Below are 22,100 nucleotides of genomic sequence, written 5' to 3'. Positions count from 1 at the left end.
TACTCGCAAGTTAAACAACGCGCCTGGAGTGGCAGCGGAGCGCAGCAGCCCCACGCAGCCAGCCAGTAGCCACACGCAGCCAGCCAGTAGGACGCACCGTCGCGGGCCCGGAGGATGTCGTGAGCGACACACAGACCTTGATCGAGAACCGACCGCCTTCGGTGGCGCACCTCCTGCTGGAGCGCGTCGCGGCGACGCCGGAGGCCGAGGCCTACCGATACCCCGTCCCCGCGGCCTCGGGCGAGGGCCCGGACGACTGGAAGTCGCTGAGCTGGGCGCAGGCCGCCGAGCGCGTCGACGCCGTGGCGGCGGGCCTCATCGATCTGGGACTCGCGCCGGAGGACCGGGTCGCCCTCGCCTCGGCCACCCGCATCGAGTGGATCCTCGCCGACCTCGGCATCATGTGCGCGGGCGCCGCCACGACGACGATCTACCCGCAGACCAACGCCGAGGAGTCCGCGTTCATCCTCGCCGACTCCGGCAGCCGGGTCCTGATCGCCGACAACGCGGAGCAGCTGGTCAAGGCGCGTGCGCAGCGGGCGAACCTGCCCGACCTGAAGCACGTCGTCGTCTTCGACCCGGCGGGTGCCGAGCCCGCCGACGACGACCCCGAGGGGTGGGTGCTCAGCCTCGCGGACCTGGAGGCGCGCGGCGCCGCCCGCCTGGAGAAGAACCCGGACGCGGTCAGGCAGCGCATCGAGGCCATCAGGGCCGACCACCTCGCGACGATCATCTACACCTCGGGCACCACGGGCCGCCCCAAGGGCGTGCGCCTGCCGCACGACAACTGGTCGTACATGGCGAAGGCCATCGCGGCGACCGGCCTGCTCTCGGCCGAGGACGTGCAGTACCTGTGGCTGCCGCTCGCGCACGTCTTCGGCAAGGTGCTCACCAGCGGGCAGATCGAGCTCGGGCACGTCACCGCCGTCGACGGCCGCGTGGACAAGATCATCGAGAATCTGCCGGTGGTCCAGCCGACCTACATGGCGTCCGTGCCGCGCATCTTCGAGAAGGTCTACAACGGCGTCGTGGCCAAGGCCCGGGCCGGTGGCAACGCCAAGTACAAGATCTTCCAGTGGTCGGCGGACATCGCCCGCGAGTACGCGAAGACCAGCCAGGACAACTTCCGCAGGACCGGTGTGGCCTCGGTGCCCTTTGGCCTCGGCGCCAAGCACAAGGTCGCCGACAAGCTGGTGTACGCCAAGCTGCGCGAGGCCTTCGGCGGGCGGCTGCGGGCCGCGGTGTCCGGCTCGGTGGCGCTCGCCCCGGAGATCGGCTACTTCTTCGCGGGCGCCGGGATCCACATCCTGGAGGGCTACGGGCTCACCGAGTCCTCCGCGGCCTCCTTCGTCAACCCCGGCGAGGCCTACCGCACCGGCACCGTCGGCAAGCCGCTGCCCGGCACCGAGGTGCGGATCGCGGACGACGGCGAGATCCTGCTGCGCGGCCCCGGCATCATGGAGGGCTACCACAAGCTGCCCGAGAAGACCGCCGAGGTCCTGGAGTCCGACGGCTGGTTCCACACCGGCGACATCGGGGAGCTGTCCCCCGACGGCTATCTGCGGATCACCGACCGCAAGAAGGACCTGTTCAAGACCTCCGGCGGCAAGTACGTCGCGCCCACGGAGGTCGAGGGCCAGTTCAAGGGCGTGTGTCCGTACGTCTCCAACATCCTGGTGCTCGGCGCCGACCGGAACTTCTGCTCCGCCCTCATCGCCCTGGACGAGGCCGCCATCATGGGCTGGGCCGGGGAGAACGGCCTGACGGGCAAGAGCTACGCCGAGGTCGTCGCGGCCCCCGCCACCGTCGCCCTCATCGAGGGGTACGTACAGCAGCTCAACGAGGGCCTCCAGCGCTGGCAGACGCTCAAGAAGTTCAAGCTGCTCCCGCGCGACCTCGACGTCGAGCACGGCGAGCTGACGCCGAGCCTGAAGCTCAAGCGCCCGGTCGTGGAGCGGGAGTACAAGGACCTGATCGAGGAGATGTACGCGGGCGCACGCGAGGCCTGAGCCCACACCTGCGACGCGGCGGGGCGCGGCGGGGCGCGGCGCGAGGAGGTGCGGCGGGGCGGTCACACGCTCCGTCTGCGCCGCATCTCCCGCAGGATCTCCTCCATGCGCGCGATCTGGCGGCGTACGTCGGTCATGTCGTCGAAGCCCCGGTCCGCCAGCTGCCGCTCGACCGCCGCGAGGCGCAGCGACAGCTCGTCGAAGTGTTCCTGCTCGCGCGCCAGCATGTGCTCCAGCTGCTGGTTCTTGCGGTGCAGCTCCAGGAACACGGTGACCTTCGCGCGGAGCACCCAGGGGTCGAAGGGCTTGGTGAGGTAGTCCGCCGCGCCCGTCGCGTAGCCGCGGAAGGCGTAGCCCGCGTCGTTGTCGGTGCCCGTCAGGAAGATGATCGGCACGTCCTTCGTCTGGTCGAGGCGCTTGATGTTGGAAGCGGTCTCGAAGCCGTCCATGCCCGGCATCCGTACGTCGAGGAGGACCACGGCGAACCGCTGCCGCAGCAGGGCCTTCATCGCCTCCTCTCCTGAACGGGCGCGTACCAGCGGTTCGTTCAGGGACCCCAGGACGGCCTCCAGGGCCACGAGATTGTCCTCCATGTCGTCGACGAGGAGGATGCTCGCGTGGTCCGCTGTGGTGGCCTCAGTGCTCATGGTGACGGTGCCTCACTCGGTCGTCGGCAAGATCGCGGTCTCCCCTTGAGCGCCGCGCGGTTCCGTATCGGCGGTTCCTGCGGGTGCCGCGTCGACGGCTTCCGGGGGCGCGCCCGCCTCCGGGGGCCCGACGGTCTCCACAGGCCTGACGGCCTCCGGGGACGCGGACGCCTTGGGCTCCGCCGGCTCGCCCTCGGGGTCCAGGAGGGCACAGACGACGGTGAGCAGCTGGTCCACGTCCACCGGCTTCGGAACGTAGTCGGTGGCGCCCTGCGAGATGGCCTTCTCGCGGTCGCCGGGCATGGCCTTGGCGGTCAGGGCCACGATGGGCAGACCCGTCCAGCGGTGGGAGCGGCGGATGGCGGCGATGGTCTCGTAGCCGTCCATCTCCGGCATCATGATGTCCATCAGGATCAGGTCGGTGTCGGGGTTGCGCTCCAGGGTCTCGATGCCCTCGCGGCCGTTCTCCGCGTACAGCACCACCAGGCCGACGCGGCTGAGGACGTGGGTGAGCGCGAAGACGTTGCGGATGTCGTCGTCGACGATGAGCACCCGGCGGCCCGGCAGCACCCGGCCCGCGTGCCCCTCCTTCCACGCCTCCAGCTTGGTCGGTGCGGGCCAGTTGTCGTCGGCCTCGGGCACGGTGTGCGCCGACAGGACCATCTGCTCCCGGGGCTCGGGCGCGGGCACCGTCCGCGAGGACGCGTACGCCACCGCCGCCGCGCCGTGGCCGGGGTGCACCACGGGCACGTACAGCGTGAAGGTGGAGCCCTCGCCGGGGCGGGACTCGGCGGTGATGCGGCCGCCGAGCAGGCCCGCGATCTCGCGGCTGATGGACAGGCCGAGTCCGGTGCCGCCGTACTTGCGGTTGGTGGTGCCGTCGACCTGCTGGAACGCCTCGAAGATCACCGGGAGTTGCTCGGGCGGGATGCCGATGCCGGTGTCCTTGACGGTGAAGCTGATCAGATCGCCGCGGTCGCTGAGCAGCGGGTCGGGGGACTGCTTGACGTGCTGCACGCTCAGCTCGACGCGGCCGTTCGCGGTGAACTTGACCGCGTTCGACAGGAGGTTGCGCAGGATCTGCTGGAGGCGCTGCTCGTCGGAGAACATCTCGCGCGGCACGTCGTGGCCGACCGTGACGTCGAAGGCGAGGCCGCGGTCCAGCGTGAGCGGGCGGAACGTGGCGTGCACGTAGTCCAGGACCTTGATCAGCGGCAGCTTCTTCGGGCGTACGTCCATGCGGCCCGCCTCGATCTTCGACAGGTCGAGGATGTCGTTGATCAGCTGGAGCAGGTCCGAGCCCGAGCGGTGGATGGTGGTGGCGAACTGCACCTCCTGGTCGGACAGATGGCCGTCGGGGTTGTCGGAGAGCAGCCGGGCGAGGATGAGCAGCGAGTTCAGCGGGGTGCGCAGCTCGTGCGACATGTTCGCGAGGAACTCCGACTTGTACTGCGACGAGGTGGCGAGCAGCGCCGCCTTCTCCTCCAGCTCGGCGTTCGAACGGCGCAGCTCCGCCTGCTGGCGCTGGAGCTCGTCGGAGCGCTCCTGGAGCTGGGTCGCGAGCCGCTGGGACTCGCTGAGCAGGGACTCCGTACGGGAGTTGGCGATGATCGTGTTGATCGCGACGCCGATGGTGTTCACGAACTGGTCGAAGAACGCCAGGTGGACGTCGGAGAAGCGGGAGAAGGTGGCCAGCTCGATCACACCGAGCAGCTTGTCCTCGAAGAGGATCGGGATGATCACGACACTCGCGGGCGAGGCGTCACCGAGACCCGAATGGATCTTGATGTAGTCGGGCGGCACCTCGTCGAGGAGGATGCGCTTCTTCTCCAGGGCCGCCTGGCGCACCAGGCCGTGCGCGGGCATGCCGGTGGTGTCGACGAGGAAGCCCTGCTCCTCCATGCCGGTGTCCTGGGCCGAGCCGTACCCGGCGATGAAGGCGAGGCCCTTCGCGGGCGAGGCCTGCAGCGGGGCGGTGCCGTCGGCGTCCGGGTTGGCCAGGAAGAACGCGCCGTACTGGGCGTTCACCAGCGGGGTCAGCTCGCGCAGGATCAGATCGGCGACCTCCATCAGGTCGCGGTGGCCCTGCATCAGGCCGGCGAGGCGGGCGAGGTTGGACTCCAGCCAGTCCTTGGCGCGGGTCGTCTCGCGCAGGTTGGACACCATCAGGTTGATGTTGTCCTTCAGCTCGGCGACCTCGCCCCTGGGCTCGACGGTGATGGAGCGGGACATGTCGCCCTGCGCCACGGCGGACGCGACCTCGGCGATGGCGCGGACCTGCGTGGTGAGGTTGAGCGCCAGCTCGTTCACGTTCGTGGTCAGGCGCTTCCAGGTGCCGTACACGCCCTCGACGCGGGCCTGGCCGCCGAGCTGCCCCTCGGAGCCGACCTCCCGTGCGACGCGTGTCACCTCGGACGAGAAGGACGACAGGGTGTCCACCATCGTGTTGATGGTGGTCTTCAGCTCCAGGATCTCGCCGCGCGCGTCCACGTCGATCTTCTTCGACAGGTCGCCCTGGGCGACGGCGGTCGCGACCTGGGCGATGTTGCGCACCTGGCCCGTCAGGTTGTCCGCCATGTAGTTGACGTTGTCGGTGAGGTCCTTCCACACGCCCGAGACGCCGAGGACCTGGGCGCGGCCGCCGAGGCGGCCGTCGGTGCCGACCTCGCGGGCGACGCGTGTCACCTCGGCGGCGAAGGCGCGCAGCTGCTCCACCATCGTGTTGACGGTGTCCTTCAGCTCCAGGATCTCGCCGCGCGCCGTCACCGTGATCATCTTGGACAGGTCGCCGTTGGCGACGGCGGTGGTGACCTGGGCGATGTTGCGCACCTGTGAGGTGAGGTTCGACGCCATGAAGTTGACGTTGTCGGTCAGTTCCTCCCAGACGCCGCTGACGCCCCGCACCTGGGCCTGACCGCCGAGGTTGCCCTCGGTGCCGACCTCGCGGGCCACGCGGGTGACCTCGTCGGCGAAGGCGGAGAGCTGGTCGACCATCGTGTTGATCGTCGACTTCAGCTCCAGGATCTCGCCCTTGGCCTCGACGGTGATCTTCTTCGACAGGTCGCCCTGGGCGACGGCGGTCGACACCAGGGCGATGTTGCGGACCTGCGAAGTGAGGTTGTCCGCCATGAAGTTGACGTTGTCGGTGAGGTCCTTCCACACGCCCGAGACGCCGCGTACGTGGGCGCGGCCGCCGAGGTTGCCCTCGGTGCCGACCTCGCGGGCCACGCGGGTGACCTCGTCGGCGAAGGCGGAGAGCTGGTCGACCATCGTGTTGACGGTGTCCTTGAGCTCCAGGATCTCGCCGCGCGCGTCCACGGTGATCTTCTGGCTCAGGTCGCCGTTGGCCACGGCGGTGGTGACCTGGGCGATGTTGCGCACCTGTGAGGTGAGGTTCGACGCCATGAAGTTGACGTTGTCGGTGAGGTCCTTCCACACGCCCGACACGCCGCGCGCCTGGGCGCGGCCGCCGAGCCTGCCCTCGGTGCCGACCTCGCGGGCCACGCGCGTGACCTCGGCGGCGAACGCCGACAGCTGCTCCACCATGGTGTTCACGGTGAGCTTCAGTTCGAGGAGTTCGCCGGTGGCCTCGACCGTGACCGTGCGGGTGAGGTCGCCCTGCGCCACGGCCGTGGTGACGAGCGCGATGTCGCGGACCTGCGCGGTCAGGCGCGAGGCCATCGTGTTCACGGCCTCCGTCACATCGCGCCAGCTGCCCGAAAGGCCCCGGACCTTGGCGCGCCCGCCGAGCCTGCCCTCGGTGCCCACCTCCCGGGCGACGCGCGTGACTTCCCCCGTGAAGAGGGACAGCTGGTCGACCATCGTGTTGACGGCGCGCCCGAGCCGGCGCAGGTCGCCGCGCAGCTCGCGGGAGCCGTCGTGCAGGTCGACGCGCTGGGTGAGGTCACCGCCCGCGACGGCGTTCAGGACCCGGGTGGCGTTCGTGGCGGGCGCGACCAGGGACTCCAGGAGGGAGTTCACCTCGATGATCCGGGTGGCCCAGCTGCCCTGGCCCGGGCTGGCCGTGAACCGCTCGTCGAGCCGTCCGTGGCGCACCATCTCCCTGCGCACCCGGATGAGCTCGCCGTCGAAGTGCGTGGAGCGGTCCACGAGTTCGTTGAAGGCGGTGATCAACTCGGTCGTCAGGACCGAGCCGCTCAGCGGCGCCTTGGTGAAGTTCCCGTCGCGGGCGGCCCGCATGGCGGCGAGCAGGGCCCGCAGACTCGCGGTCTCGGCCTCGGACATCTCCCGGGGCGGGGCGCCGACGGCGGGCAGCGCCTCCACGTCCGGGGGCGCGGCGGGCGCGGGCAGCTTGGCGCGCGCGGTGGGGGAGCGGCGCGTGGCCGAGGCGCGCGACACCTTCCCCGGGTCCTTGCCCTTGGGGGCGGCCGGTGGTCGGGTGGGCGGGGTCGGCGGGGGCGTACTGGCGGCGGGGGGCGGCGTCTGGCCGGGCGATGCCATGGTGAAGTCCGAGGTCACTGTGTGGAGCGGGAGCGGAAGGGGGCCAGGTGCCTCAGCGGAGGCGGGGGTCGGGGTCCGGGCGGATACCGGCGTGTCTGCCGATGCCGAAATCTGACCGTGTCCGGGCGCGGGCTTAGCACTGTTCTCACTCATGATGGCCCACTTCGGTAACTCGGTGCTTATGGGCACAGTCAGTCTGTCACTCTGTCCGTGTCGCCTGAGGCGTAACGTCCGAACTGCTCAGGAGCCGCACTGTGGGGGCCATTCCGATGCAACGGGAGACCGCTGTCCGCGCCTCCGTCGAGTCCGCTTCACGCCCAGGGCCATCGACGGTAGTGCGCACGTCCCTGCCGGGAAACCCGCTTGCGCCCTCCGCCGCGCGCCGGTTCGTCCGCGCGGCGCTCGCCGACTGGGTGGAGCTCGCGGTGCCCGCCGCCGCCCGGATCAGCGACCGGCTCGTGGACGACGCGGTGCTCCTGGTCAGCGAGTTGGTGACGAACGCGGTGGTACACGCGGGCACGTCCGTCGAGCTGCTGTGCCGCTTGGACGAGGTGACGCCCGGCGAAGGCCCCTGCGACGGCCTCGACGCCCTGGTCGTGGAGGTCTCCGACCACCACCCGGCGCGCGCCGTGCGCAGCGAGCCGCCCTCCCCCCACCCCGGCACGCCCGAGTACGGCCGCGGCCTGCAACTCGTCGCCACCCTCGCCGAGTCCTGGGGCATCACCTACCGCTCGGGCACCAAGACGGTCTGGGCGCGCCTCCCCGTGGACAACGAGCGGATACTCGCCGACCTCCCCGACTTCGAGGCGTACGCCGGTGACACGGCGCTCCAGCGCGGGCTCCGTTCCGCCGAGATCCTCGCCCCGGCGCCCAAGCGGGTCGCGCACGACACGGAGTGGATCAACCGGGGCGCGCTCACGTTCCTCGCCGAGGCCTCCGACATGCTCGCGGGGCAGTTCGACGAGAACCTGGTCGCGGCCCTCGCCGGGCAGCTCCTCGTGCCGCGGCTCGCGGACTGGTGCGCGGTCTGGCTCGACGACGAGGCCGACAGCGCCGGGCGCGCGGCGGGCGCCCGCGCCCCCGGCACCCGTCTCGCCCGCGTCTGGCACACCAGTGAACAGCGGATAGAAGAGCTGCGCCGCGTCCTGGAGAAGGAGCCGCCGAGCCTCGCCGACACGGCGGGCCCCGGCGCGGTGCCGGTGTCCTGGCCGGGCGACGCCTTCGGCGGCGACTCCACCGGCGCCGCCGTCGCCTACCGCCTGGTGGCGGGCGGCCGGAGCCTCGGCGCCCTGGTCATCGGCCGGGCCGGGCTGCCGCGCTTCCCCGACGAGGTCACCGGCCTCGTCGAGGACTTCAGCCGCCGCGTGGCCCTCGCCATCAGCGCCGCCCGCCGCTACCAGCGCCAGGCCACCATCAGCCGGGTCCTCCAGCGCGGACTGCTGCCGAGCGCCGTCGCGGAGATCCCCGGCGTGCAGAGCGGCGTCGTGTACGAGCCGCGTGAGCAGGGCGGGCCCGGCGGCGACTTCTACGACGTGTTCCCCGCGGGCGACGGCCGCTGGTGCTTCGCCCTCGGCGACGTCCAGGGCAAGGGCCCCGAGGCCGCCGTCGTCATCGGCCTGGCCCGCCCCTGGCTGCGGCTGCTCGCCCGCGAGGGCTACCAGGTCGCCGAGGTCCTCGACCGCCTCAACCAGCTCCTCCTCGACGACGCCACCGAGGCCGCGGACGCGGCGGCCGCCGTCGTGGCCGTCGCGGGCGGCCAGGGCGTGCCGCCCGAGGGCGCCACCGCGCGCTTCCTGTCCCTCCTGTACGGCGAGCTCGTGCCGTACGACGGCGGGGTGCGCTGCACGGTGGCGTGCGCTGGGCACCCGCTGCCGCTGCTCCTGGACGCCGACGGCCGGGTGCGGCCCGCCACCGGGCCGCAGATGCTCCTCGGGGTGGTCGACGACGAGACGTACACGAGCCAGACCTTCGACCTGCTCCCCGGTGACACGCTGCTGTGCGTCACGGACGGCGTCACCGAGCGCCGCACCGGCGGGCGCCTCTTCGACGACGGCGACGGGCTCGCCAAGGCCCTCGCCGACTGCGCGGGGCTCGACGCGGAGCTCGTGGCGGAGCGCATCCGCCGCCTCGTCCACGAGTTCTCGACGCGGCCGCCCGACGACGACCTGGCGCTCCTGGTGCTCCAGGCCCGCTGACCCCGGGGCGGAGGCGACGGAGGGGACCCGCGGGCCGGGCCCATAATGGGAGGTATGCCTTCCGCCCTGCCCGATGGAGAACCCGTGCCCCAGGACGGGGCGCTCCCCCCGTCCGCCCTGGGCGGAACGGCCCCACTCGGCTTCTACCTGCACGTTCCGTACTGCGCCACGCGCTGCGGCTACTGCGACTTCAACACCTACACCGCCCCCGAGCTGCGCGGCACCGGCGGTGTCCTCGCCTCGCGGGACAACTACGCCGAGACCCTCGTCGACGAGGTCCGCCTGGCCCGCAAGGTTCTCGGCGACGACCCGCGCCCGGTCCGCACGGTCTTCGTCGGCGGCGGCACGCCCACGCTCCTCGCCGCCGAGGACCTCGTCACGATGCTGAGCGCCGTCCGCGACGAGTTCGGCATCGCCGACGACGCGGAGATCACCACCGAGGCGAACCCGGAGTCGGTCGACCCCGCGTATCTGAGCACCCTGCGCGAGGGCGGCTTCAACCGCGTCTCCTTCGGCATGCAGAGCGCCAAGCAGCACGTTCTGAAGATCCTCGACCGCACGCACACCCCCGGGCGGCCCGAGGCCTGCGTCGCCGAGGCGCGCGCGGCGGGCTTCGAGCACGTCAACCTCGACCTGATCTACGGCACCCCCGGCGAGAGCGACGACGACTGGCGGGCCTCCCTCGACGCCGCGATCGACGCCGGGCCCGACCACGTGTCCGCGTACGCGCTGATCGTCGAGGAGGGCACGCAGCTCGCCCGCCGCATCCGGCGCGGCGAGGTCCCCATGACGGACGACGACGTGCACGCCGACCGCTATCTGATCGCCGAGGAGGCACTGTCGGCCGCCGGGTTCCAGTGGTACGAGGTGTCCAACTGGGCCACCTCGGAGGCGGGCCGCTGTCTGCACAACGAGCTGTACTGGCGGGGCGCCGACTGGTGGGGCGCGGGCCCCGGCGCGCACAGCCACGTTGGGGGCGTGCGCTGGTGGAACGTCAAGCACCCCGGGGCGTACGCGGCGGCCCTCGCGGAGGGGCGTTCGCCGGGGGCCGGGCGTGAGCTCCTCGCGGACGAGGACCGCCGAGTGGAGCGGATCCTCCTCGAACTGCGGCTCCGGGACGGCTGCCCGCTGTCGCTCCTGAAGGAAGCGGGCCTGGCCGCCTCGCGCCGCGCCCTGACGGACGGCCTCCTGGCCCCCGAGCCCTACGAGCGGGGCCGTGCGGTGCTGACCCTGCGGGGCCGCCTGCTGGCCGACGCGGTGGTGCGGGACCTGGTCGACTGAGGTCCTGGTGGACTGAGGACCTGGTGGACTGAGGGCCCGCCCGCCCCGCCGGGAAGCTACGGGGCGGGGGCCGTCACGAAATCGATCAGTTCCTCCACGCGGCCGAGCAACGCCGGCTCCAGGTCCTTGTAGCTGCGCACCGAGCCCAGGATCCGCTGCCACGCGGCCCCGGTGTTCTCCGGCCAGCCGAGGGAGCGGCACACCCCGGTCTTCCAGTCCTGGCCGCGCGGCACGCGGGGCCAGGCCGCGATGCCCAGGGACGACGGCTTCACCGCCTCCCAGACGTCGATGTACGGGTGGCCGACCACCAGCGCGTGCGGGCTGGAGACCGCGGCCGCGATCCGGGACTCCTTGGAGCCGGGCACGAGGTGGTCCACGAGGACTCCGAGGCGCGCGTCGGGGCCCGGCGCGAACTCCTCGACGATCGCCGGGAGGTCGTCGACGCCCTCCAGGTACTCGACGACGACGCCCTCGATGCGCAGGTCGTCGCCCCACACCTTCTCGACGAGCTCCGCGTCGTGGCGCCCCTCCACATAGATGCGCCCGGCGCGTGCCACCCGTGCCCGCGCCCCGGGAACGGCGATCGAGCCGGACGCGGTGCGCGCGGGCCGCGCTGCCGCTGCCGCCGCCTTCGGGCGGACGAGCGTGACGGCCCTGCCCTCCAGGAGGAAGCCGCGCGGCACCATCGGGAACACCCGGTGCTTGCCGAAGCGGTCCTCAAGGGTCACCGTCGGGCCCTCGGCGGTCTTCTCGCAGCGGATCACCGCGCCGCAGAAGCCGGTCCTGACCTCCTCCACCACCAGGTCGACGTCGGCGGGGACTTCGGGGACGGGGGCCGACCTCTTCCACGGCGGGGTGAGGTCCGGGTTGTAGCTGCGCATTCGACAGACGTTATGACATCGCGTGACATCCCGTCACGGGGACGTGCCCGCGTCGCTCACCGCACCCCGAACCGCGCCGCCAGCTCATCGCGTTGGGCCCGTACGAAGGCCGCGTCGACGACCGCCCCGTGCCCGGGCACGTACCGCGCGTCCGGGCCGCCCAGGCCGAGCAGCCGGTCGAGCGCGGCGGGCCACCGCCCCGGGACCGCGTCGACACCGGCCTGGGGTTCGCCCGACTCCTCCACGAGGTCGCCGCAGAAGACGACCTCGGGCTCTCCGGGCGCGCCGCCGGGCACCAGGACCGCCAGGTCGTGGCCGGTGTGGCCGGGGCCGACGTTCGCGAGGAGCACCTGGACGCCGCCCAGGTCGAGGGTGCGCTCCCCGCTCACCAGGTGGTGCGGGAGCACCAGGACGTCGGTGGCCTCGGCGGCGGCGCGGGCGTCCAGGCCGTGGGTGACGGCGTCCGTGCGCAGGCCCTCGCGGTCGGCGTCGAGCACCGCGTCGACGCCGACCGCGCCGAACACCTCGACCCCGGCGAACGCCGCGGCGCCGAGCACGTGGTCGAAGTGCGGGTGCGTCAGCGCGAGATGGGTCACACGGCGGCCGCCGCCGAGCAGCCGCTGGGCCTCGGCGCGCAGCAGCGCGCCCTCCCGCAGGCTGGATCCGGCCTCGATCATCAGGGCGGCCCCGTCGCCCACGACCAGCCCGACCGTGCAGTCCCAGACGGGCAGCCGGCGCCGTCCCACCCGTGCGGTGAGCCGCTCCCAGCCCGCCTCCTGCCAGTCAGGGGCCGGTGTCACGCTTACGTCCATACGGTGACGCTAGCGCCACCCCCGGCGCCCGGCAGCCGGTGCCCCCGTGCCGTCGGCGCCGCGGCGCGGGGCGCGAGCGGGCCGGTGGCACGGGCCACACGTGGGCATGACTAAAGGAGTCGGCCCTTGCCGGGGCTGTACCCGGCGGCCGTACACTGACTCGATGAAGGTTGGCACTCGCGCGTGGTGAGTGCCAGGGTGGGGCCGCCGCGGGGGCCACGGACGAGGGACGACAGGTGGAGGTGTGCGCGATGCTCAGTGAACGCAGGCTTGAGGTGCTGCGCGCCATCGTCCACGACTACGTGGGCACCCAGGAGCCGGTCGGCTCCAAGGCGCTCACCGAGCGTCATCACCTGGGCGTCTCTCCGGCCACGGTCCGTAACGACATGGCGGCGCTGGAGGAGGAGGGGTTCATCGCCCAGCCGCACACCAGCGCCGGGCGCATCCCCACCGACAAGGGCTACCGGCTGTTCGTGGACAAGCTGGCGGGCGTCAAGCCGCTGAGCTCCCCCGAGCGCCGCGCGATCCAGCACTTCCTGGACGGCGCCGTCGACCTGGACGACGTCGTGGGCCGTACGGTGCGGCTGCTCGCGCAGCTGACCCGGCAGGTCGCCGTGGTGCAGTACCCGTCCCTGACGCGGTCGACGGTGCGCCACGTGGAACTGCTCTCGCTCGCCCCGGCCCGGCTCATGCTCGTCCTGATCACGGACACGGGGCGGGTCGAGCAGCGCCTGATCGACTGTCCGGCGCCGTTCGGCGAAACGTCACTCGCGGACCTGCGGGCGCGGCTCAACAGCCGGGTCGCGGGCCGCCGGTTCTCGGACGTGCCGCAGCTCGTCCAGGACCTGTCCGAGTCCTTCGACAAGGAGGACCAGGCCACGGTGGCGACGGTCCTGTCCACCCTCCTCGAAACCCTGGTCGAGGAGAACGAGGAGCGGATGATGATCGGCGGCACCGCCAATCTCACCCGCTTCGGACATGACTTCCCTCTCACGATCCGGCCGGTCCTCGAGGCCCTGGAGGAACAGGTCGTCCTCCTCAAGTTGCTTGGTGAGGCTACGGATTCGGGCATGACCGTGAAGATCGGTCACGAGAACGCCCACGAGGGACTCAGCTCCACGTCCGTGGTCTCCGTCGGCTACGGTTCGGGAGGCGAGGCAGTGGCCAAGCTAGGCGTGGTCGGACCGACCCGCATGGACTATCCGGGAACGATGGGAGCAGTACGCGCAGTGGCACGTTACGTCGGACAGATCCTGGCGGAGTCGTAAGTGGCCACGGACTACTACGCCGTGCTCGGCGTGCGCCGCGACGCGTCCCAGGACGAGATCAAGAAGGCTTTCCGGCGGCTCGCGCGCGAGCTGCACCCGGACGTCAATCCCGATCCCAAGACGCAAGAGCGCTTCAAAGAGATCAACGCCGCCTACGAGGTCCTCTCGGACCCGCAGAAGAAGCAGGTCTACGACCTCGGTGGTGACCCGCTGTCCCAGTCGGGCGGCGCGGGCGCGGGCGGTTTCGGAGCCGGTGGCTTCGGCAACTTCTCGGACATCATGGACGCGTTCTTCGGTACGGCGTCGCAGCGCGGGCCGCGCTCGCGCACCCGCCGCGGCCAGGACGCCATGATCCGGCTGGAGATCGACCTCGACGAGGCGGCCTTCGGCACGACCAAGGACATCCAGGTCGACACGGCCGTCGTCTGCACGACGTGCTCCGGCGAGGGCGCCGCGCCCGGCACCTCCGCGCAGACCTGTGACATGTGCCGCGGCCGTGGCGAGGTGTCCCAGGTCACGCGGTCCTTCCTCGGCCAGGTCATGACCTCGAGGCCCTGCCCCCAGTGCCAGGGCTTCGGCACCGTGGTGCCCACGCCGTGCCCCGAGTGCGCGGGCGACGGCCGGGTCCGCTCGCGGCGCACCCTCACGGTCAAGATCCCCGCGGGTGTCGACAACGGCACCCGGATCCAGCTCGCGGGCGAGGGCGAGGTCGGCCCCGGCGGCGGCCCGGCGGGCGACCTCTATGTGGAGATCCACGAGCTGCCCCACGCCGTCTTCCAGCGGCGCGGCGACGATCTGCACTGCACCGTCACCATTCCGATGACGGCGGCGTCGCTCGGTACGAAGGTGCCGCTGGAGACGCTCGACGGTGTCGAGGAGGTCGACATCCGGCCCGGCACGCAGTCCGGGCAGTCGATCCCGCTGCACGGGCGCGGCGTCACGCATCTGCGGGGCGGCGGCCGCGGCGACCTGATCGTGCACGTGGAGGTGCTCACCCCCACGAAGCTCGACGCCGAGCAGGAGCGGCTGCTGCGGGAGCTGGCGAAGCTGCGGGGCGAGGAGCGGCCCACGGGTCAGTTCCAGCCGGGGCAGCAGGGGCTGTTCTCCCGCCTGAAGGATGCCTTTAACGGGCGTTAGCGCTTGAACGGTGGGCCCCGGGCGGACGACGAGCCGCAGCGCTCCGCGCCGGGGCCGCACCGGCGAAGCTGGGAGCCACGGGTGGGTGGGGGAAATCCCGCCGCGGTAGCGGCGGGGACGTACCCCGCACGAGGCGCCCCCGCCAGACGTGGCACGATGCCGGTATGGTCTCCCCTCTCCACGCTCTCTGTCGTCATCCGATCGTGCAGGCCCCGATGGCGGGCGGGGGCTCGACCCCGCAGCTCGCGGCGGCCGTGTCCGAGGCCGGGGGGCTCGGCTCGCTCGCGGCCGGGTACAAGACCGCCGACGGCATGTACCAGGAGATAAAGCAGGTCAGAGGCCTGACGGCGCGCCCGTTCGGGGTGAACCTCTTTATGCCGCAGCCCGCCTGCGCGGACCCCGCGGCGGTCGAGGTGTACCGCAACCAGCTCGCCGGAGAGGCCACCTGGTACGAGACGGAGCTCGGCGACACCGACGGCAAGCTCGACGACGGCTACGAGGCGAAGCTGGCGATCCTGCGCGACGACCCCGTGCCGCTGGTGTCGTTCACGTTCGGCTGCCCCTCCCGCAAGGACCTCCAGGCCCTGGAGCGGGTCGGCACCACGACCGTCGTCACCGTCACCACGCCCGAGGAGGCCCTGGCCGCGCAGGCCGCGGGCGCCGACGCCGTGTGTGTCCAGGGCGTCGAGGCGGGCGGCCACCAGGGCACGCACCGCGACAACCCGGAGACGGACGGCGCCGGGATCGGCTTGCTGAGCCTCATCACGCAGGTCAGGGAGGCCGTACAGCTGCCCGTCATCGCCGCGGGCGGACTGATGCGCGGCGCGCAGATCGCCGCGGTGCTGGCGGCGGGCGCCGACCTGGCGCAGCTCGGCACCGCGTTCCTCGTCACCCCGGAGTCCGGCGCGCAGCCGCTGCACAAGCAGGCCATGACCGACCCGCGGTTCGTGCGGACCGAGCTGACCCGGGCGTTCTCGGGCCGCCCCGCGCGCGGGCTCGTCAACCGCTTCATGCGTGAGCACGGCCCGTACGCGCCCGCCGCCTACCCGCAGATCCACTATCTGACGTCCGAGCTGCGCAAGGCGGCGGCCAAGACCGGCGACCCGCAGGCCATGGCCCTATGGGCGGGCCAGGGCCACCGGCTCGCGCGCCAGCTGCCCGCCGGAGAACTCGTGGAGGTGCTCGTGGCCGAACTCGACGAGGCGCGGGCCGTGTCCGCGGGCCGGGACGCGGGCGGTGCCGCATGACCGCGCCGGTGTTCGTCGTCGACGACTTCGCGGGGGCCGCGCCCGGACGGACGTACGTGCTCGAAGGCCCCGAGGGGCGGCACGCCGTGTCCGTGAAGCGGCTGCGCGCCGGTGAGGACGTGGTGCTCACCGACGGCGCGGGGCGCTGGGCGCACGGCACCGTGGCCGCCGCCGAGGGCAAGGACCGGCTCCTGGTCGCCCTCGACGAGGACGGCGTACGCGAACAGGAGGCGCAGAGCCCCCTGATCACCGTCGTCCAGGCGCTGCCCAAGGGCGACCGCGGTGAACTCGCCGTGGAGACCATGACGGAGACCGGGGTGGACGCCGTCGTGCCCTGGGCCGCCTCCCGCTGCATCACGCAGTGGAAGGGCGAGCGCGGTCTGAAGGCGCTCGGCAAGTGGCGGGCGACGGCGCGCGAGGCGGGCAAGCAGTCCCGCCGTGTCCGCTTCCCCGAGGTCGCGGAGGCCGCCACGACCAAGCAGGTCGCGGGGCTCCTCGCGGACGCCGACTTCGCGGGCGTCCTGCACGAGGAGGGCAGCGAGCCGCTGGCCACCGCCCCGCTCCCGGCGTCCGGCCGGATCGTGCTCGTCGTCGGGCCCGAGGGCGGCGTCTCGCCGGAGGAGCTCGCGGCGTTCGCCGAGGCGGGCGCGAAGCCGTACCGGCTCGGGCGCAGCGTGCTGCGCACGTCGACCGCGGGCACCGCGGCGACGGCGCTGCTCCTCGGCCGCACGGGCCGCTGGTCCTGACCGGACGGGCGACTGGACAGATGGCCGCAACCGGTCTACCGCCCGGGCCCGGGCGGTGGCACGCTGCCATCCATGGGGGTTGTGAGGCGACTACCGCGACCTGTCCGGCGTAGGCGGATCCCGGGCCCGGGCACGGCGAGAGGGCGGCGGATCCTCGTGGCCCTCGTGGCCGCGGGCGCCACCGGGTTCGCCCTGGCCGCTTGCGACCCCGTCGAGGGTGACATGAGCACCTCCGCCATCGCGCTGACCACCGACAAGATGGGCACCGCCGAGCTGGAGCGCCAGCACCTGGACGTGGGCTGGTTCAACTGCACGGCCTCGTTCGTGAAGAAGGACGGCGACGGCGAGCGGAAGGCCACCGACGAGCCGCGCGAGGCCGAGGTCGACTGCCAGGGAAAGTCCGAGGACGACAAGGACATCACCCTCAAGGGCAGGGTCACTGACGTGCGCAACGGCAAGTGCGTCCGCGGCAATCTGACCGCGCGGGTCGAGGGCAAGGAGTGGTTCCGCGTCGACGTGCTCGGCAACTGCGAAGGCGGCAAGGGGAACGACGACGACGGCGACAAGGGCGACGGCGACAACGACGGAGGCAACGGCGGCGGCGACAACGACGGAGGCAACGGCGGCGGCCGCCACACCCCGCCCGTGAACCACGACCCCGGCCGGGACGAGCCAGGGCCCACCGCCACCGTCACGGTGACCGAGCGGCCGGACCCCACCTGCGACTGCTATCCGGGCAAGTGATCCAAAACGGTGCCCCGCGCGGCGTCGCCTGCTTAGGGTGACGGTGTGACACAGCCTGCCTACCTCCGGTTTCCGCATCCGCACGGCGAGTTGACCGCCTTCACCGCCGAGGACGACGTATGGATCGCGCCTCTCGACGGCGGTCGGGCCTGGCGGGTCAGCGCCGACAACACGCCCGTCAGCCACCCGCGGATCTCCCCGGACGGCACCACCGTCGCGTGGACGTCGACGCGTGACGGAGCGCCCGAGGTGCACGTCGCGCCCGTCGACGGCGGCCCGTCCAAGCGCCTCACGTACTGGGGGAACGCGAAGACGTCCGTGCGCGGCTGGACGCCCGACGGGCGGGTCCTCGCGGTCGGCGCGCACGGCCAGGCCTCCTTCCGCCGCACCTGGGCGCACGCCGTGCCGCTCGACGGCGGGCCCGCGGAGCAGCTGCCGTACGGACTCGTCGGCGACGCGGCGCACGGACCCGACGGCGAAGTCCTGCTCCTGTCCGCGCCGATGGGCCGCGAGGCGGCTTGGTGGAAGCGGTACCGGGGCGGCACGGCGGGGAAGCTGTGGATCCGGACGCGGCGGCCCGAGACCTCCGCCGAAGCCGCCGAAGCCTCCTCCGGCCCCGGCTTCGTGCGCGTCCACGAGGGCCTCGACGGCAACATCGAGCACCCTCTGTGGGTGGGCGGCCGCATCGCCTTCCTCTCCGACCACGAGGGCGTCGGCGCCCTGTACTCGTCCCTGCCCGACGGCACCGACCTGCGCCGCCACACGCCCGTCGACGGCTTCTACGCCCGGCACGCCGCCACCGACGGCACCCGCGTCGCCTATGCGAGCGCCGGTGAACTCTGGCTCCTGGACGACCTGTCGGACGCCGCGCCGCGCCGTCTGGACGTCCGGCTCGGCGGGCAGCGCGTCGACCTCCAGCCGCACCCGGTCAGCGCGGCCCGCTGGTTCGGGGCCGCGGCGCCCGACCACGGCGGGCGCGGCAGCGCCGTCTCGGTGCGCGGCGCCGTGCACTGGGTCACGCACCGCGAGGGCCCCGCCCGCGCGCTCGCCGCCGCGCCCGGCGTCCGGGCCCGCCTTCCGCGCACCTTCCGCGTGGACGGCGAGGAGCACGTGGTGTGGGTGACGGACGCGGAGGGCGACGACGCCCTGGAGTTCGCGCCCGCGACCGGCCCCGCCCCCGGCGCGACCCCGCGCCGCCTGGCCGCGGGGCAGCTCGGGCGGGTGCTCGCGCTCGCCGTGGCGCCCGACGGCAGCCGCGCGGCCGTCGCCTCGCACGACGGCCGGATCCTGCTCGTGGAGCGCGAGAGCGGCGAGGTGCGCGAGGTCGACCGCGCCGAGCACGGCGAGGCCACCGGCCTCGTCTTCTCGCCGGACTGCGCCTGGCTCGCCTGGTCCCACCCCGGGCCGCGCCCGCTGCGCCAGCTCAAGCTCGCCAACACCGCGGACCTGTCGGTCTCGGAGGCCACCCAGCTGCGCTTCCGCGACTACAGCCCGGCGTTCACGCTCGACGGCAAGCACCTGGCGTTCCTCTCCGCGCGGGCCTTCGACCCGGTCTACGACGACCACGTCTTCGACCTCGCCTTCGTCGGCGGCTCCCGGCCGCACCTGCTCACCCTCGCGGCCACGACACCCTCGCCGTTCGGGCCGCAGCGGCACGGCCGGGCCTTCGACTCCGCCGAGGGGCCGCACGCCGAGACCCCCGACAGCGAGGGCTCGCCGGTGACCCGGATAGACCTGGAGGGCCTCGTCGACCGCGTGGTGCCCTTCCCCGTCGAGGCCGCCCGCTACAGCACGCTGCGCGCCGCCAAGGACGGGCTGCTGTGGCTGCGCCACCCGGTGCGCGGCGTGCTCGGCGCGTCGCGGGCCACCCCGTCGGGGCCCGAGCCCTGCTCCGCCCTGGAGCGCTACGACTTCGCCCAGCGCCGCGTCGAGGAACTGGCGGGCGACGCCGACCACTTCGCCGTCACCGGCGACGGCAAGCGGATCCTGCTGTGGGCCGACGGCAAGCTCAAGGTGGTGCCGAGCGACCGGCGGGCCTCCGCCGACGAGGACAGCGACACCAACATCGCCGTCGACCTCGGCCGGGTCCGCCAGGAGGTCGACCCGGCCGCGGAGTGGCGGCAGATGTACGCCGAGGCGGGCCGCCTCATGCGCGACAACTTCTGGCGGGCCGACATGGGCGGCGTCGACTGGGACGGCGTCCTGGAGCGCTACCGCCCCGTCCTGGACCGCGTCGCCACGCACGACGACCTCGTCGACCTGCTGTGGGAGGTCCAGGGCGAACTGGGCACCTCCCACGCCTACGTGGTGCCCCGCGGCGGCTACGGCAGCCGCCAGGGCCTCCTCGGCGCGGACCTCTCGCGCGGCGAGGACGGCCTGTGGCGCGTCGACCGGGTCCTGCCGTCGGAGACCTCCGACCCGGCCGGGCTCTCCCCGCTGGCCGCGCCCGGCGTCGCCGTGCGCGCGGGCGACGCGGTCCTCGCCGTCGGCGGGCGGCCCGTCGACCCCGTCACCGGTCCAGGGCCGCTGCTCGTCGGCACCGCGGGCAAGCCCGTCGAGCTGACCGTGTCCCCGGCCGGGGGCGGCGACCCGCGGCACGCCGTGGTGATCCCCGTGGACGACGAGGAGCCGCTGCGCTACCACGCGTGGGTCGCCGACCGCCGGGCCTACGTCCACGAGCTCTCCGGTGGCCGCCTCGGCTACCTCCACGTCCCCGACATGCAGGCGCCCGGCTGGGCGCAGATCCACCGCGACCTGCGCGTCGAGGTGGCCCGCGAGGGCCTGGTCGTGGACGTCCGCGAGAACCGCGGCGGGCACACCTCGCAGCTCGTCGTGGAGAAGCTGGCCCGGCGCATCGTCGGCTGGGACCTGCCGCGCGGCTCCGGGCCGCTCAGCTACCCCGGGGACGCCCCGCGCGGGCCCGTCGTCGCCGTGGCCAACGAGTTCTCCGGCTCCGACGGGGACATCGTGAACGCGGCGATCAAGGCCCTCGGCATCGGTCCCGTCGTGGGCACGCGCACCTGGGGCGGCGTCGTCGGCATCGACAGCCGCTACCACCTCGTCGACGGCACGCTCGTCACCCAGCCCAAGTACGCCTTCTGGATGGAGGGCCACGGCTGGGGCGTGGAGAACCACGGCGTCGACCCCGACGTCGAGGTCGTGGTGACCCCCGACGACCACGCGGCCGGACGTGACCCGCAGCTCGACGAGGCCGTCCGCATCGCCCTGGCCGCGCTGGCCGAGAACCCGGCCAAGACGGCGCCGCCGCTGCCCTGACCGGGGCCGCGGTCCGCCCGTGCGCGGGCGGACCGGTCCCCGGCGGGCCCGCACACACGGGCGGATAGCATGCCGACGTAGGCAAACATGATCAGGAGGTTGGACCATGGCGGGCGAACCACAGGACGACTGCTTGTTCTGCAAGATCGTGGCGAAGGAGGTGCCCGCGACGGTCGTGCGCGAGACGGAGACCACCCTCGCCTTCCGCGACATCAACCCCCAGGCGCCGACGCACGTCCTGGTGATCCCCAAGGTGCACTACCCGGACGCCGCGTCCCTCGCCGCCGCCGAGCCCTCGGCCGCCGCCGACGTGCTGCGCGAGGCGGGCGAGGTGGCCGCCCAGGAGCAGGCGGACAGCTACCGCATCGTCTTCAACACCGGGGCCGGCGCCGGACAGACCGTCTTCCACGCGCACGCCCACGTCCTTGGAGGCCGCGGCCTCCAGTGGCCCCCCGGATAGCACCTCGTGTCCGCACGCGAACTGGTGGTGCTCGGCACCGCGAGCCAGGTCCCGACCCGGCACCGCAACCACAACGGGTACGTGCTGCTGTGGGACGGCGAGGGCATCATGTTCGACCCCGGCGAGGGCACGCAGCGGCAGATGCTGCGTGCCTCCGTGGCCGCGCACGACCTCAACCGCATCTGCGTCACGCACTTCCACGGGGACCACTCCCTGGGCCTCGCGGGTGTCATCCAGCGCATCAACCTGGACCGCGTGCCGCACCCCGTCACCGCCCACTACCCGGCCTCCGGGGAGCACTTCTTCGACCGCCTGCGGTACGCGACCGCGTACCGCGAGACGGTCCGCATCGCCCAGGAGCCCGTCGCCGCCGACGGCCTCCTCGCCACCGCGCCGTCGTACCGCCTGGAGGCGGCGAAGCTCTCCCACCCCGTCGAGTCGTACGGCTACCGCGTCGTCGAGCCCGACGGGCGGCGCATGCTGCCGAGGCTCCTCGCCGAGCGCGGCGTCACCGGGCCCGACGTCGGGGTCCTCCAGCGCGAGGGCAGCCTGCGCGGAATCAGCCTCGACGAGGTGAGCGAGGTGCGCCGCGGGCAGCGGTTCGCCTTCGTGATGGACACCCGGCTGTGCGACGGCGTGCACGCGCTCGCCGACGGCTGCGACATGCTCGTCATCGAGTCCACGTTCCTCGACGAGGATCATCAACTGGCCTCCGACCACGGTCATCTGACGGCAGGTCAGGCCGCTGCGGTGGCCCGGGACGCGGGGGTCAGGCACCTCGTCCTCACCCACTTCAGCCAGCGGTACCCGGACCCGTCCGTCTTCGAGCAGCAGGCGCGGGCCGCCGGTTTCGAGGGGGAGCTGACGGTGGCGCGGGACCTGATGCGGGTGCCGCTGCCGAAGCGCAGCCCCTGAGGCCGCGGGGGGCCCGCCGAC

The 22,100-nt window shown here is 72.9% G+C and carries 15 protein-coding genes; 11 read left to right on the top strand and 4 right to left on the bottom strand.

The window, feature by feature from the left end:
• Positions 1-119: 119 nt before the first annotated feature.
• On the top strand, positions 120-2,009 hold the full coding sequence (locus tag MQV74_RS15190) for an AMP-dependent synthetase/ligase (RefSeq protein WP_242717939.1): 1,890 nt from the start codon (positions 120-122) through the stop codon (positions 2,007-2,009).
• A 62-nt stretch (positions 2,010-2,071) separates the two neighbouring features.
• Here MQV74_RS15190 and MQV74_RS15185 read toward each other — a convergent pair whose 3' ends face one another.
• Both MQV74_RS15185 and MQV74_RS15180 read right to left on the bottom strand, forming a co-directional pair.
• Positions 2,072-2,656: a response regulator gene (locus tag MQV74_RS15185; RefSeq protein WP_242717937.1), complete on the bottom strand. Its 585-nt coding sequence runs from the start codon at positions 2,654-2,656 to the stop codon at positions 2,072-2,074.
• Between the two features lie 12 nt (positions 2,657-2,668).
• The gene (locus MQV74_RS15180; RefSeq protein WP_242728722.1) at positions 2,669-6,856 is read right to left on the bottom strand and encodes a HAMP domain-containing protein; all 4,188 of its coding nucleotides are present in this window, start codon (positions 6,854-6,856) and stop codon (positions 2,669-2,671) included.
• Positions 6,857-7,386: 530 nt separating this feature from the next.
• Between MQV74_RS15180 and MQV74_RS15175 the strand changes: the two genes are divergently transcribed.
• Positions 7,387-9,312, top strand: a complete 1,926-nt coding sequence (locus MQV74_RS15175; RefSeq protein WP_242717936.1) for a SpoIIE family protein phosphatase — start codon at positions 7,387-7,389, stop codon at positions 9,310-9,312.
• Between the two features lie 54 nt (positions 9,313-9,366).
• Entirely contained in the window at positions 9,367-10,593 is a 1,227-nt protein-coding gene (gene hemW, locus MQV74_RS15170) for a radical SAM family heme chaperone HemW (protein WP_242717933.1), read from the top strand.
• A gap of 56 nt (positions 10,594-10,649) precedes the next feature.
• Here the strand turns inward: hemW and MQV74_RS15165 are convergent, their stop codons facing one another.
• A complete protein-coding gene (locus MQV74_RS15165; protein ID WP_242717931.1) occupies positions 10,650-11,474 on the bottom strand; it encodes a DUF3097 domain-containing protein in 825 nt (274 codons plus the stop codon).
• A 56-nt stretch (positions 11,475-11,530) separates the two neighbouring features.
• The gene (locus MQV74_RS15160) at positions 11,531-12,286 is read right to left on the bottom strand and encodes an MBL fold metallo-hydrolase (protein WP_242717929.1); all 756 of its coding nucleotides are present in this window, start codon (positions 12,284-12,286) and stop codon (positions 11,531-11,533) included.
• Positions 12,287-12,537: 251 nt separating this feature from the next.
• Here MQV74_RS15160 and hrcA point away from each other — a divergent pair, with 251 nt between their 5' ends.
• The 8 genes from hrcA (at position 12,538) to MQV74_RS15120 (ending at position 22,079) form a co-directional block, all read left to right on the top strand.
• On the top strand, positions 12,538-13,554 hold the full coding sequence (hrcA, locus tag MQV74_RS15155; protein ID WP_138959673.1) for a heat-inducible transcriptional repressor HrcA: 1,017 nt from the start codon (positions 12,538-12,540) through the stop codon (positions 13,552-13,554).
• Positions 13,555-14,691: a molecular chaperone DnaJ gene (dnaJ, locus tag MQV74_RS15150; RefSeq protein ID WP_242717921.1), complete on the top strand. Its 1,137-nt coding sequence runs from the start codon at positions 13,555-13,557 to the stop codon at positions 14,689-14,691.
• A 164-nt stretch (positions 14,692-14,855) separates the two neighbouring features.
• A complete protein-coding gene (locus tag MQV74_RS15145; RefSeq protein ID WP_242717919.1) occupies positions 14,856-15,938 on the top strand; it encodes a nitronate monooxygenase in 1,083 nt (360 codons plus the stop codon).
• Positions 15,935-16,684: a 16S rRNA (uracil(1498)-N(3))-methyltransferase gene (locus MQV74_RS15140; RefSeq protein ID WP_242717918.1), complete on the top strand. Its 750-nt coding sequence runs from the start codon at positions 15,935-15,937 to the stop codon at positions 16,682-16,684. Before MQV74_RS15145 ends, MQV74_RS15140 begins: the two co-directional genes overlap by 4 nt.
• A gap of 156 nt (positions 16,685-16,840) precedes the next feature.
• Positions 16,841-17,428 (top strand): hypothetical protein, encoded by a 588-nt coding sequence (locus tag MQV74_RS15135; RefSeq protein ID WP_242717917.1) that lies wholly within the window; start codon positions 16,841-16,843, stop codon positions 17,426-17,428.
• A 45-nt stretch (positions 17,429-17,473) separates the two neighbouring features.
• Positions 17,474-20,704, top strand: coding sequence for a S41 family peptidase (locus MQV74_RS15130; RefSeq protein WP_242717916.1), 3,231 nt, complete (start codon positions 17,474-17,476; stop codon positions 20,702-20,704).
• A 106-nt stretch (positions 20,705-20,810) separates the two neighbouring features.
• Positions 20,811-21,164, top strand: a complete 354-nt coding sequence (locus MQV74_RS15125) for a histidine triad nucleotide-binding protein (RefSeq protein ID WP_138959668.1) — start codon at positions 20,811-20,813, stop codon at positions 21,162-21,164.
• 6 nt (positions 21,165-21,170) lie between these two features.
• On the top strand, positions 21,171-22,079 hold the full coding sequence (locus MQV74_RS15120) for a ribonuclease Z (RefSeq protein WP_242717915.1): 909 nt from the start codon (positions 21,171-21,173) through the stop codon (positions 22,077-22,079).
• The last annotated feature ends 21 nt before the right edge of the window (positions 22,080-22,100 follow it).

It is taken from the genome of Streptomyces sp. AN091965 (genome assembly GCF_022698285.1).
Lineage (GTDB): Bacteria > Actinomycetota > Actinomycetes > Streptomycetales > Streptomycetaceae > Streptomyces.
Note: the sequence above shows the minus strand (reverse complement) of the source record. Positions and strands in the feature narration are given on the sequence as shown.